Annotated in this window: 10 protein-coding genes and 1 other annotated feature; all 10 genes read left to right on the top strand. The window is 32.7% G+C overall.

Going from position 1 to position 13,620, the window contains the following annotated elements; all coding sequences use genetic code 11:
• Positions 1-104: 104 nt before the first annotated feature.
• The 10 genes from purK to CLOCEL_RS17030 all read left to right on the top strand — a co-directional run bounded on the left by purK (position 105) and on the right by CLOCEL_RS17030 (position 13,393).
• On the top strand, positions 105-1,280 hold the full coding sequence (gene purK, locus CLOCEL_RS17075; protein ID WP_010073497.1) for a 5-(carboxyamino)imidazole ribonucleotide synthase: 1,176 nt from the start codon (positions 105-107) through the stop codon (positions 1,278-1,280).
• A 103-nt stretch (positions 1,281-1,383) separates the two neighbouring features.
• A complete protein-coding gene (purE, locus tag CLOCEL_RS17070; protein ID WP_010073496.1) occupies positions 1,384-1,929 on the top strand; it encodes a 5-(carboxyamino)imidazole ribonucleotide mutase in 546 nt (181 codons plus the stop codon).
• On the top strand, positions 1,913-3,133 hold the full coding sequence (locus CLOCEL_RS17065) for an L-lactate MFS transporter (protein ID WP_010073495.1): 1,221 nt from the start codon (positions 1,913-1,915) through the stop codon (positions 3,131-3,133). The genes purE and CLOCEL_RS17065 overlap by 17 nt, the downstream gene beginning before the upstream one ends.
• Positions 3,134-3,293: 160 nt before the next feature.
• Positions 3,294-3,548, top strand: a binding site (T-box leader).
• A gap of 117 nt (positions 3,549-3,665) precedes the next feature.
• Complete coding sequence (locus tag CLOCEL_RS17060; protein WP_010073494.1) at positions 3,666-4,121, top strand: 8-oxo-dGTP diphosphatase; 456 nt, start codon at positions 3,666-3,668, stop codon at positions 4,119-4,121.
• Between the two features lie 59 nt (positions 4,122-4,180).
• Positions 4,181-5,839 carry a glutamate--tRNA ligase gene (gltX, locus tag CLOCEL_RS17055; protein ID WP_010073493.1) on the top strand — a complete coding sequence of 553 codons (1,659 nt, stop codon included), beginning with the start codon at positions 4,181-4,183 and terminating at the stop codon, positions 5,837-5,839.
• Between the two features lie 138 nt (positions 5,840-5,977).
• Positions 5,978-6,559 carry a TetR/AcrR family transcriptional regulator C-terminal domain-containing protein gene (locus CLOCEL_RS17050; RefSeq protein WP_010073492.1) on the top strand — a complete coding sequence of 194 codons (582 nt, stop codon included), beginning with the start codon at positions 5,978-5,980 and terminating at the stop codon, positions 6,557-6,559.
• Positions 6,560-6,673: 114 nt separating this feature from the next.
• Entirely contained in the window at positions 6,674-7,654 is a 981-nt protein-coding gene (locus CLOCEL_RS17045) for a DUF5692 family protein (protein ID WP_010073491.1), read from the top strand.
• Between the two features lie 227 nt (positions 7,655-7,881).
• Positions 7,882-9,633: an oleate hydratase gene (locus tag CLOCEL_RS17040; protein ID WP_010073490.1), complete on the top strand. Its 1,752-nt coding sequence runs from the start codon at positions 7,882-7,884 to the stop codon at positions 9,631-9,633.
• 371 nt (positions 9,634-10,004) lie between these two features.
• Positions 10,005-10,676, top strand: coding sequence for a hydrogenase nickel incorporation protein HypB (hypB, locus tag CLOCEL_RS17035; RefSeq protein ID WP_010073489.1), 672 nt, complete (start codon positions 10,005-10,007; stop codon positions 10,674-10,676).
• A 35-nt stretch (positions 10,677-10,711) separates the two neighbouring features.
• Positions 10,712-13,393, top strand: a complete 2,682-nt coding sequence (locus tag CLOCEL_RS17030) for an FAD-dependent oxidoreductase (RefSeq protein WP_010073488.1) — start codon at positions 10,712-10,714, stop codon at positions 13,391-13,393.
• Positions 13,394-13,620 lie beyond the last annotated feature (227 nt).

Below are 13,620 nucleotides of genomic sequence, written 5' to 3'. Positions count from 1 at the left end.
AAGGGTTAGAAACCAGTCAAAAGTAAGCCAATAACAAAAAACTCTGTTTATAGGAGAGTTTTTGTTATTGGCTTTTTTTATTATCTTATTTAGGATGGTGAACTATGAATAAAAGAGAGATAGTTAGATTAAACCCACCTTCAAATATAGGAATTATTGGAGGGGGTCAATTAGGAAGAATGTTAACTGTAGAGGCTAAGAGAATGGGATACAACGTAATTATACTAGATCCAAAGCCGAATTCTCCAGCTGCACAGGTTGCTGATAAGCAAATTACAGCTGAGTTTACGGATATTAATGCTTTAAGAAAGCTAGCTGAAAAAACTGATGTTTTAACATATGAATTTGAGCATATCGACGTAGGATTGCTTAATGAGATAGAGAGCAAAGGTTATAAAATATATCCATCATCAAAGACTCTTAAGGTAATTCAAAATAAATATGTACAGAAAAGTATATTAAAAGAGGCAGGGATTAAAGTGCCAGCCTTTTATCTAGTTAATAGTTTAGAGGAACTTAGAAATATTTTTTATAATCTTGGCGAAAAAATTATATTGAAAACATGTAAAGGTGGTTATGACGGAAAAGGGAATATTGTAGTGAAAAATATTAAAAAGCTTGAAGATGCTTATAAAGAGTTTTCAGATAAAGAGCTAATGGTAGAAGAATTCATTAATTATACAAAAGAAGTTTCTATAATAGTGGCTAAAAATCATGAAGATATAACCTTTTATCCTATAGCTGAAAATAACCATAAGGATAGTATACTTATAAATTCAATAATACCAGCAAAAATTTCAAAGGACACAGAAGAAAAAATTATTGAAGTAGCTAAAAAAGTAGTTGAAACATTAGATGACTTTGGTGTGTTTTGTATAGAATTTTTTATCGACACTGATCTAGACGTGTTAGTAAATGAAATTGCGCCGAGACCGCATAATTCAGGTCATTATTCAATTGAAGGCTGTACTACGTCCCAATATGAACAACTTATTAGAATTGTAACAGGAATGCCTTTGGGTTCAACAAAATTGAGATTACCTTGTGTTATGTATAATATCCTAGGCAGTGATGAGGTTCAGGGAAAGTATTGTATCAATGGAGTTGAAGAAATTCTTGATATGGAAGATTGTTATTTTCATTTGTATGGTAAGGAAGAGACTAGCTACTTGAAAAAAATTGGGCACATAACAGCATTAGCTGATTGCGTTGAAATGGCAGAGAGAAAAGCGAAGAAAGTAATGGATAGTTTAGTGATAAAGTCTTTAGAAGTCTCTTAAGGCTGTTAAGTATTTAGTATGGGTAAATAATATTGCAAAATTGCGAAATTCTTTATAAATATATTTACAATTAGAATTTAGGAAATTAGGGGGAAAAGATAAAATGAATGAAAACAATCTTAAAAAGAACAATATTCCATTAGTAGGCATTGTAATGGGCAGTGAATCAGACCTAAGAGTTATGAACATGGCTGCGCAAATAATGGAGCAGTTGCAAGTACCATATGAAATAAAGGTGGTATCTGCACATAGAACACCAGAGAGAATGTATGAATATTCAAAGAATGCTGAGGAAAGAGGCTTAGAAGCAATTATTGCTGGTGCTGGTGGAGCCGCTCATTTACCAGGAATGATTTCATCAATGACTTTATTACCTGTAATAGGGGTTCCTGTAAAACTAAAAGAGTTAGATGGAATGGATTCATTATTATCGATAGTGCAAATGCCGGGTGGAGTTCCGGTGGCTACAGTAGGAATCAATAATGCTAAAAACGCAGGCATTTTAGCTGCTAGAATTCTAGGCACTAAGCATAAAGTGATAAGAAATAATTTAGACAGTTATATAAATGATATAAAAGAAAAAGTTATATTCGATTTAGAAGATAAAGTTATTGAAAGTTGGGATGTAGGTAATGAAAAAAATAGATAGGCAGATTGATACTGTACCTTGGAGTAGATGGGGATATGTAATTTTAGGAATTATTATTATGATGTGCTTAGGTACTGTATATTCATGGAGTGTTTTCAGACTACATGTAGAGAAGCTATATAGTGTAGGTACTACTGAAAGTGGATTCCCTTATATGATATCCTTGGCATTTTATGCGCTTTTTATGTTTTTAACAAGTAAGCATTTAGAAAAGTATAGACCGAGAAATATTATAATTTTTGGGTCAACCCTTGTAGCGATAGGTTGGATATTATCTTCGTATGCACCTAATATATATGTACTAACTCTTACCTATGGAGTTATAATTGGAGCTGGAGTTGGTATAACTTATGGTGCTCCAATGACGGTGATTGCAAAATGGTTTCCTGAAAAGAAAGGACTAGCAGTAGGTCTTATATTAGGTGGATTTGGTTTATCTCCACTTATAACAGCACCAATTGCAAGATATTTAGTAGAACTTTATGGAATAACTGAAACCTTTAAAATATTAGGAATAGCTTTTGGTATTATTATCCCTATTCTTTCATATCCATTGAAATATCCATTAAATAGTGAGGCAAAAAAAATAAAAGAAACAACTGGTGATAAGGTAAATACTGACCATAAAAACACTAAGGAAATGCTTAAAACCAGTAGTTTTAAAGGATTATATTTTAATTTTATTATTGGATCTATGATTGGGTTAACACTAATTGGGATGACGAGTAATGTTGGAAGTGGAATGATAAAGATACCATCGCAAACGGTAACTTTACTGGTTTCCCTTTTCGCAATATTCAATGGAGTAAGTAGACCGATTTTTGGGTGGGTTACTGATAAGTTATCACCTAAAAAAGCTATGAGAATTTCTTATAGTTTAAGTATTTTTGCATCAGTATTAATGTTGATAGCAAATGAGGGAAGCTTATTATTATTTATAATGGCCTTTGCGATATTTTGGTTTAATCTTGGTGGATGGTTAGCTATAGCACCAACCTCAACAATGAATATTTATGGAGAAAAATATTACAGTGAAAATTATGGAGTTGTCTTCACCGCATATGGTATAGGGGCAGTCCTTGGAGTTGCGATTTCGGGATTGTTATTAGATATACTCAATAATTATGATGCTATTTTTTATTTTGTAATTATTTTATGTATTATAGGAATACTTCTATCTAAAAAGGTTAGTAGGGATCAATAGTATTAAGAAACTCTTAAGCAAAAGAAATTATCTTTACATCGTCATTTCCAAAATGTATAATTGTCTTATATTTTGAAAATAGTAAATATAAGTTGTTAAGTTCAGTGAAAAGTACTTATATATAGTTTCATTTTTAGAACGTAAGCAATTATAAATTTAACAATGTGCGTTGAGAAAGAAGAGTAAATAGTATTTTACTTGAAAGAGATCTAGGGAGGGTGAAAACCTAGAATGTAAAACTATTGAAGGAAGCTTTGGAGCAATAAATAGAAAGTCGTAAGGCATAGTATATTTATGGGGTTATTCCCTTAACGATAATTAAGTGGATTAAGTATAGGTATATTCAAAAGTAAGGAGAGTATACTTTCCTAATCAATTTAGGTGGTAACGCGGAAGTCAACCTTTCGTCCTAAGTATATTTTAGGACGAAAGGTTTTTATTTTTTTAGAGGATATAGAATTAAAATTGAAGTACATCTATAAATGCGTAAAGAACAATGTAGTAATTATTTTGATCTTGTGAGGTAAGAACGATGGCCAAGATAGAATTGACTAATATGTGCATGATTTATGATAAAATATATAATAGAGTTTTAGTTCAAGATAGGATCAAATCTTGGAAAGGAATTTCATTTCCAGGAGGTCATGTAGAAGATGGAGAAAGCATAATAGAGTCAACCATAAGAGAGATAAAAGAAGAAACAGGGCTAACGATATCCAATTTAGAGCCATGTGGAATTATATACTGGTGTAATAATGAAACTGGTGATAAATATTTTGTATTCAATTATAGAACAGAAATATTTAGTGGTGAATTATTAGAGAAAACTGATGAAGGTAGAGTATTTTGGGTGGATAAAGATCAGCTGTTAAGTCTTAGTTTAGCAGATGGTTTTAAAGAGAGGTTACCTATGTTTTTAGAGAAAAAGTATTCAGAAGGCTTTGGAACTTGGAATGAAGAAAGTGAAAGTCAATTAAAATTTATATAAATCGCCATAATAAGGGGCTTATAATACCTTGTACAGGAGATAAAAGAAGGAGAGATAATATGTTTGAAAAATTAGCAGAAATGATATTTAAAGATGTAGAGCACACAACAGAATATTATATTCAAAAATACCCAAAGAGAAATCTTAAAGAAGGAGCAAGAGTTACAAGATATGCACCAAGCCCAACTGGTTTCCAACATATAGGTGGAGTATTTGCTGCTTTAATAGATGAAAGAATAGCAAGTCAAAGTGAAGGGATTTTTTATTTAAGAATAGAAGATACAGATCAGAAAAGAGAAGTACAAGGAGCAATAGAAGATACTATAGCTACAATGCATAATTTTGGTTTAGACTTTAACGAAGGTATGACAGGTCAAGATACTTTTATAGGCGACTATGGTCCATATAGACAAAGTCAAAGAGCTGATATTTATAATACCTTTGCAAAGGATTTACTTTTAAAAGGGTTAGCGTATCCATGTTTTTGTACTCCAGAGGAATTAACAGAATTAAGAGAAATGCAAGTAGCTAATAAAATAACTCCTGGTTATTATGGAGAATATGCTAAATTCAGAAATATAACTGAAGAAGAAGCTATAAAGAAAATTGAAAATGGCGAAAAATATATTTTAAGATTAAAGTCACCAGGAAATCCAGAGAAGAGAGTAGAATTCCATGACTTAATAAAAGGAGATATATCTTTCCCAGAAAATAATCAAGATATAGTTCTTATCAAAGGCGATGGACTTCCTACATATCACTTTGCTCATGCAATAGATGATTTCTTAATGAGAACTACAGATGTAATAAGAGGAGAAGAATGGCTAGCATCACTTCCAATACATGTTCAATTATTTGAAGTTTTAGGTTTTGAAGCTCCCAAATATGCACACATTCCAACAATAATGAAGCAAGATGGTGGTTCAAAGAGAAAGCTTTCAAAGAGAAAGGATGCAGAAGCTGCTGTTTCTTACTACAAGGAAGTTGGATATCCGACAGTTACAGTAATTGAATATCTACTAAACATAGTTAATTCAACCTTTGAAGTATGGAGAGCTGAAAATCCTAAAGTTGATTATCATGAATTTGAAGTACTTTTAGAAAAAATGAGTAAAAGTGGTGCGTTATTTGATTTAGTTAAATTAAACGACGTATCTAAAGATTGTATTGCTGCTATGAAAGCAGAAGATGTATATGCAAATTACATAACTTGGGCAAAAGAATTTGATGAAGAAATGTATAAATTGGTCACAGAAAATGAAGCTATGACAAAAGCTATCTTCAACATAGATAAGGAAGGCCCAAAACCAAGAAAAGACTTTGCTAAGTGGGATGAAGTTAAAGATAAGGTGTCCTATTTCTTTGATGAATTATTTGTAAAAGAAACAGTAGAACAGATAGAACTGCCAAAGGGTGTTACTTTAGAATCAGCTAAAGATGTAATAGAAGTTTATAAAAATGAATTCAACTTTAATGCAGAAAGCCAAGAAGCTTGGTTTGAAGACTTAAAAGAAATTGGACTTAGACTAGGATACTGTGCAAACAGAAAAGATTTCAAGGCTAATCCAGAACAATATAAAGGTATGATTTCAGATGTTGCTGGTGCTGTAAGAAGTGCCTTAACTCATAGAACTAACTCCCCTGATATCTACACTATTATGCATATTATTGGTGAGGATAAGGTTAGAAGTAGATTTGAAAAGTTTTTAAGTTTATAAAATTAAAGGGGGCTGATTTGCAGCCCCTAATTAAAGCATTTAGACATAAAATCACTGATTTTCCGAAGTGTTCAGAAAAAATGTGTTAGTGAAAGACAGCTGTAAAAGAATAAAACTTTTTTATTACAGGAGAATTTTATGAAACAGAGTGCTAAAGTTGAGATAATTAATTCATTTAAAGAGTTATTAAGTAAAAAATCTATAGATAAAATTACTGTAAAGGCAGTTTGTGAACATTGTAATGTAAATAGACAAACGTTTTATAACCACTTTGCTGATATTATAGACGTTTTTAAATTTATGTTTCAAGAAGAATTAGCGATAGAAATTGCGCAAAACCGAACCTTTGAAACCTGGAGTTGCGGATTTTTAGCTACCATGAATTATCTGAAGAGAAATTCCAAGATGATGTTGAACGTATTTAATTCTTCGTACTGGCCTGAAACAAATACATATCTTACACATCTTTCTAATAAATTATTAGAGGATGTAGTTGATGAGTGCGTTGAAAAATTGGAAGTAAAATTGAAAGATAATGATAAAAAAATGATCATAAGTTTTTATAGGCATGTATTTAATGGGTTATTGATAGACTGGGTAAGTGAAGGTATGAAAGAGGAGCCAGAAATTATTCTTAAAGAACTTTTGATTATGGTACCGGGAAGTATACCACGTTCTGTAATTGCTTTTGTAGAAGAAACTAAAAAAATCCACAGATAAATGATGAGGTAACAAATAGACACTTCTGACGATTTGTCTATTGAAAAGGATTTCACATGGGTTGTACAATATAAGTGATTAAATTCAAAATGTTACATTAAGGGAGGGAACAAGATGTTTGTTTTCAACTATGCCAGCGGAGCATCATTCTTAAGTGTATGGGGTGTTTGGATATTAGTATTTATAGCACTCTTTGGTTTTAATGAGATAGCTCGAAGATGGAAATATGTCGGACTTTTTAGTTTTATTATTTTACCAATAGTACTTTCAATATTATGGTTTACTGTATTAAGTGATACAACTTATACAGATTGGTTCCATTTAGCAAAGGTATATTCTTCTACAGCAGGATGTATAGGTTTTTGGTGTATTAGACACGTAAAATTCAAGAACAAATCAACAGGAAAAGAGTGGAGATTATCTGATAAGAAGTGGGCCTTATGCTTTCCACCACTTATCCTTGCAATTAATATCCTAGAAGCAGTAGCTCGTGATTTCCAGGTTGGTACTCAGTATGCTGGTGGAGGGATTCTAGCAGATGAAGCTGCGTATGTACTTGGTGGTCCATGGAACTTTATGAATGGTATAGCAGGTATCTTAAATATCATAACTATAACTGGATGGGTAGGAATTCGCATAAAGAAAAAAACTAACAAGGATGGCAGCAAAGATATGCTATGGCCTGATATGTTATGGTTTTGGATATTAGCATATGATTTATGGAATTTTGCATACACATATAATTGTTTACCAAGTCACTCTTGGTATTGTGGTTTTGCGTTATTGTTAGCTCCAACACTTTGTGCATTTACTGTAGGAAAAGGAGCATGGCTACAACATAGAGCACAAACTCTTGCAATATGGTGTATGTTTGCACAGACATTCCCAGCATTCATTGATACTGGTGCTTTTGCCGTTGCTTCAACATATAATAAGACACCATTATTTGCATTTAGTTTCTTATCATTAGCTGCAAATATAGCTGTATTTGTTTATATGATTTACAAAGCAGTTAAGACAAAAAGAAATCCTTATCTTGGAGAGTTATATACAGATTTGAATGAATACAAAGAAATTAAAGCACTTGCAGAATAAATTTATTATTAATTTGGACATGTCTTGTTTTTAATCTAAGAAATTTTTTTATAAAAGGACTAGCTGAGGAGTTTTGGCTAGTCTTTTTAGTTATTCAATATTATTACTTCACAACATAAATAATCATAAATAAACATAAATAGACAAATTAGTCTTTTTGTCTATTGTTATGCATTATAAATATTCCTATAATTAAATTAAAAAAAAGACGATGGAGGAATCTTATAATGTATTATAGCAATGGAAATTATGAAGCTTTTGCATGTCCTTTAAAACCTGAAGGTGTAGATCAAAAATCTGCATATTTAGTTGGTGCTGGTTTAGCATCATTATCAGCAGCGTGTTTTTTAGTGCGTGATGGTCAAATGAAGGGTGAAAATATTCATATATTAGAAGAACTAAGCTTATCCGGAGGAGCTTGCGATGGTATTAAAGATAACCAAAGAGGCTTTATTATAAGAGGCGGACGTGAAATGGAAAACCACTTTGAATGTTTGTGGGATTTATTCCGTTCAATTCCTTCTATTGAGACAGAAGGTGTTTCAGTTTTAGATGAATATTACTGGTTAAATAAAAAAGATCCAAACTATTCTCTTCAAAGAGCAACAATCAATAGAGGTGAAGATGCTCAAACTAATAATAAATTTGGATTAAGTGATAGAGCTTCTATGGAACTTGTAAAGTTATTCTTTACTCGTGATGAAGATTTATATGATAGAAGAATCGATGAAGTGTTCTCAGAAGACCTTCTTAACTCTAACTTCTGGATGTACTGGAGAACAATGTTCGCATTTAGAGATTGGCACAGTGCATTAGAAATGAAACTTTATCTTCAAAGATTTATTCACCATATTGGTGGACTTCCTGACTTATCTGCATTAAAGTTTACAAAATACAATCAATATGAGTCATTAATCCTACCAATGGTAAAATACCTTGAATCACATGGAGTTCACTTCCAATATGACACTGAAGTAACAAATGTTATTTTTGATACTACCGGTGAAAAGAAAGTAGCTAAGCAAATCATTTGCAACCACAACGGTAAGGAAGAAGTAATAAATCTTACAGAAAATGATTTAGTTTTTGTTACTAATGGAAGCTGTACAGAAAACTCAACTCTTGGTGACCAAAACACTGCACCAGAATTTGATGATTCTATAAGAGGATGTTGGCAATTATGGAAGAACATCGCTGCACAAGATCCAGCTTTCGGTAATCCTGATAAGTTCTGTTCTAATACAAAAGAAACAAATTGGGAGTCTGCTACAATAACTACTCTTGATGACAGAATTCCACCATACATTCAAAAAATCTGCAAACGTGATCCATTTAGCGGAAAGGTTGTTACTGGTGGTATAGTTACTTGTAAAGATTCAAACTGGTTAATGAGTTGGACATTAAATAGACAACCTCACTTTAAGGAACAACCAAAAGATCAACTTTGTGTTTGGGTATATGGTTTATTCTCAGAAGTTCCAGGAAACTATATAAAGAAACCAATGAAAGAATGTACAGGTATCGAAATCACAGAAGAATGGTTGTATCATATGGGAGTTCCAGAAGATCAAATCCACGATATGGCTGTAAATTCAGCTAACTCCGTACCTTGTATGATGCCATACATCACTGCATTCTTTATGCCAAGAAGCTTAGAAGACAGACCTAAGGTTGTTCCAGATGGAAGCGTAAACTTTGCGTTCCTTGGTCAATTTGCACATACAGATCGCGACACAGTGTTCACAACAGAATACTCAGTAAGAACAGCTATGGAAGCAGTTTATACATTGCTTGATATAGATCGTGGAGTACCAGAAGTATTTAATTCATGCTATGACATACGTGTATTACTTGATTCTACAGTTAAGATGATGGATGGAGAAAAACCAATAAATAAACTTCCAGTACCAATGGAAGCACTAAAGAAGATTCAAGGAACTGTAATAGAAGAAGTATTAAGAAGATACAACATAATATAGTAAGAATAAATTATAACATCAATCCAAGCGTTTGATTCTGAAAATATTATAGAGTTATAACTTTAACTATAAGCTTATACATGGCTCAAAAGTGTCGAAGCTTTGATATTATGAGATATGTATAAGTTAAGTTTTTGTAACGTAACTTTATTATGAAGGAGAAATCGAAAATAGTTAATAAAACATGTTTTATTAATGTGGATTTGATGTTTTAATTTTAAGTTTGAAAATATTAAGCCTATAGAATTTGAAGGGAGATAAACTTCATTTTATAACATATGCAGTGCTTAATTTCTAGCTCTGAAAATACTTTCTGTAGGATAATCATATAAATAAGTAAAATACAAAGATAAATTTAGGGGGGAACTGCTATGGATACATATAAAGTTCTTGAAATTAAACAAAGTGTCTTCCAAGACAATGATAGACAAGCGAATTTGCTTAGGGAAGAATTGAAGAAAGAAAAGACATTTCTATTGAATTTAATGTCATCACCAGGTTCAGGTAAAACAACAACTGTTTTAAGAACAATTGAAGCTTTAAAGAATGAAATGAGAATTGGTGTTTTAGAAGCAGATATCGATTCTGATGTTGACGCTGACACTGTTTCTAAAACTGGTTCAAAAGTAATTCAATTACATACTGGAGGTATGTGTCACCTTGATGCAGATATGACTAAACAAGGCTTGCAAGGACTTGGAACAGAAGATGTAGATTTTGTTATCTTAGAAAATGTAGGGAACTTAGTATGTCCTGCAGAGTTTGATACTGGTGCAACTAAGAATGCTATGATTTTAAGCGTACCAGAGGGTGATGACAAACCTCTAAAATATCCTTTAATGTTTTCAATTGTTGATGTTGTGTTAATCAATAAAATTGATGCAGTATCTTATTTCAATTTTGATTTTGAGGCAGTAAAAGAGCGTATAACTAAATTGAACCCTAATATCAAAGTTATCCCGATATCTGCTAAAACCGGTGAAGGAATTGATGAATGGGCTCAGTGGGTACGTGACGAAGTGAAAGACTGGAATGAAAAATAGTACCATACTGAAGTAGTATTTGGGAGGAAATAATCATGGTAAAACAAAAAGTCCTTGATTTAGCAAATAAAATTGCTGCTGGAATTACTGGCGGAATAGTAAAAGTAAAAGAAACAGACCCAGAATATAGAATACTAGAACCTGTTATGACAGATGAAATGGCAGAAATAGCGTTAAAGCTAGAAATCCGTAAGCCTAAAAAGGTAAAAGAAATAGCTAAGCTTTGTGGCAAACCTGCTGACAAAGTAGAAAAATTGCTATTTCAAATGGCCGTGGATGGTGTTATTAAAGTAGAAAAAGAAGCTGATGGTGAAGACGCGTATTTCCTTGAACTTTTTGTTCCTGGTGTAATGGAATATATGGTTGCACATAAGGAAAATGTTGAGAAGTATCCACAAATCGGTGAGTGTTTTGAAGAATATACAAGAAAATTAGGAGCATTAATGACTGGAAATATTCCAATTGGATTGGGTGTAATGAGAGTTATTCCAATTGAAAGTGCTATCCAAGGAGAAACTAGAAGAGCTTCTTATGAAGAAATTTCATATCTTATCAACCAACATGAAGTTTTCTCTGTAGCAGATTGTGCATGCAGAACTTCCATGAGAATTATTGGTCAAGGGTGTGGACATACTGTTGAAGATATGTGTATTCAATTTGGACCAGCTGCTGAGTATTATATTCGTACAGGCAGAGGAAGAAAAATTACTAAGGAAAAGGCTCTTGAAATTTGCAGAAAGGCTGAAGAAGAAGGGTTAGTTCACTCTATACCGAACTTATCAGGTCCTGGAAAGGCTCTTGCAGTTTGTAATTGCTGTGGATGTGGCTGTTTTGGATTAAGAAATACAACTTTGTATAGAAATCCAGACTGGTCTAGATCAAATTATGTAGCAGTTGTTGATAAAGATAAATGTGTTGCTTGTGGAGAATGTGTTGAAAACTGCCAAGCTAATGCAGCGAAATTAGGACAAAATCTATGTACAAAGACTCCTATTCCAGTTCCTAAGGCAATTGAGGAAAGAGATACTCCACGTGACACTAAGTGGGGAAAAGATAGATGGGATCTTGATTATCGTAACCGTAAGCTTGTTGAAGAAGGTGGAACAAGTCCATGTAAATCTGGATGTCCAGCTCATATAGCAGTTCAAGGTTATGTTAAGATGGCAGCTCAAGGAAGATATAGAGAAGCACTAGAGCTTATAAAGAAAGAAAATCCATTACCAGCAATCTGTGGACGTATTTGTCCAAGAAAGTGTGAAGCGGTTTGTACAAGAGGAGATATAGATGAACCACTAGCAGTTGATGAAATTAAAAAATTCATTGCAGATCTAGAATTAAAATCAGAACATCGTTTTGTACCTGAAAAGAGAAAAGAAAGACAAGAAAAAATTGCTGTAGTTGGAGCAGGTCCAGCAGGACTTTCTTGTGCATATTTCTTAGCTGTTGAAGGTTATAAGGTAACAGTATTTGAAAAGCAAAAGAAACTTGGTGGTATGTTAACCTTAGGAATTCCTTCTTACAGATTAGGAAAAGAAATAGTAGAATCAGAAATAGAAGTTCTTAGACAATTAGGCGTAGAATTTAAAGCTGGAGTTGAAGTTGGTAAAGATGTTACAATTCCAGAATTAAGAAAGAAAGGCTATAAGGCATTCTATGTAGCAATAGGTGCTCAAGCTGGAAGAAGTCTAGGTCTTGAAGGAGAAAATGCGCAAGGTGTAATGACTGGGGTTGAATTCTTACGTAGAGTAAACCTAGGTGAAGATTTAAGATTAGAAGGACCAACAATTGTAATCGGTGGAGGAAACGTTGCTATAGACGTTGCTAGAACTGCTGAGAGAGTTGGAGCTTCAAGCATAGATATGTTCTGCTTAGAAAGCAGACAAGAAATGCCTGCATTAGATGAAGAAATAGAAGAAGCAGAATCAGAAGGAATTGTTATAAACAATTCATGGGGTCCAAAGAGAATAGTAGTAGAAAATGGACGTGTTGTAGGAGTAGAATTCAAGAAATGTATTTCTGTATTCGATGAAAATAGAAGATTTAGCCCTAAATTCGATGAAAATACAACAAAGATCGTAAAAGCAAACCATGTATTACTTTCAGTTGGTCAAGGAATTGATTGGGGTTCTATATTAGAAGGTTCTAATATAGAATTAAATCCAAACAAGACAATAAAAGCTGATCCATTAACTTTCCAAACTGCAGATTCAGATGTATTTGCTGGTGGAGATGCTTTAACAGGTCCTAAGTTTGCTATAGATGCTATTGCATTAGGAAAGCAAGGCTCAGTTTCAATTCATCGTTATATTCATGGAGATAACCTAACATATAACCGTGAAAGAGATTATCATGCTCTTGATAAAGCTAACTTAGATATGGCTGGATATGATCACCTTCCTAGACAAAGAACTATTCATGTAGATGGAAGTAAATCAAAAGAAACCTTTAAGGATTTACGTGTTACTTTTACAGAAGATCAAATAAAGAAGGAAACTGAACGTTGTCTTGGCTGTGGTGCTACAGTAGTAGATCAATATCAATGTGTAGGTTGTGGAGTTTGTACTACAAAGTGTAAATTCGATGCAATTTCATTGGTAAGAAGATATGATGCTTCAGGTGTAGATTTTACAGAAATGAAACCACTTGTTATAAAACATGTAATCAAACGTCAAGGAAAAATAGCTATGAAAAACGTGAAGAAGATATTCAAAAAATAGTAAAGAAACCTATTGTGATTGCAAAACATTAAAATGTATAAAGTTATATTATTGACCAGAAAAATAACTCTATAAATAATTATTTAATATGTTGACCAGTATAACTAATAAAAAGAGTAAAGAAGGGTGGAACTATAGTTCTACCCATCTTTATATATTGAAATAAGTTGATTTACATCATAAAGTTTTATGTCTATGACAGAAATTTTAGAGGAGTTTCATTATTG

It is taken from the genome of Clostridium cellulovorans 743B, from assembly GCF_000145275.1.
Lineage (GTDB): Bacteria > Bacillota > Clostridia > Clostridiales > Clostridiaceae > Clostridium_K > Clostridium_K cellulovorans.
The sequence above is the reverse complement of the archived record's forward strand: the minus strand, read 5'-3'. Positions and strand labels throughout refer to the sequence as shown.

Bases quoted from the DNA above. Each gene is read 5' to 3' on its own strand.
- CLOCEL_RS17060 (WP_010073494.1), top strand. From the start codon at position 3,666: ATGGCCAAGATAGAATTGACTAATATGTGCATGATTTATGATAAAATA.
- CLOCEL_RS17050 (WP_010073492.1), top strand. From the start codon at position 5,978: ATGAAACAGAGTGCTAAAGTTGAGATAATTAATTCATTTAAAGAGTTA.
- purE (WP_010073496.1), top strand. From the start codon at position 1,384: ATGAATGAAAACAATCTTAAAAAGAACAATATTCCATTAGTAGGCATT.
- purK (WP_010073497.1), top strand. From the start codon at position 105: ATGAATAAAAGAGAGATAGTTAGATTAAACCCACCTTCAAATATAGGA.
- CLOCEL_RS17045 (WP_010073491.1), top strand. From the start codon at position 6,674: ATGTTTGTTTTCAACTATGCCAGCGGAGCATCATTCTTAAGTGTATGG.
- CLOCEL_RS17065 (WP_010073495.1), top strand. From the start codon at position 1,913: ATGAAAAAAATAGATAGGCAGATTGATACTGTACCTTGGAGTAGATGG.
- CLOCEL_RS17040 (WP_010073490.1), top strand. From the start codon at position 7,882: ATGTATTATAGCAATGGAAATTATGAAGCTTTTGCATGTCCTTTAAAA.
- CLOCEL_RS17030 (WP_010073488.1), top strand. From the start codon at position 10,712: ATGGTAAAACAAAAAGTCCTTGATTTAGCAAATAAAATTGCTGCTGGA.
- gltX (WP_010073493.1), top strand. From the start codon at position 4,181: ATGTTTGAAAAATTAGCAGAAATGATATTTAAAGATGTAGAGCACACA.
- hypB (WP_010073489.1), top strand. From the start codon at position 10,005: ATGGATACATATAAAGTTCTTGAAATTAAACAAAGTGTCTTCCAAGAC.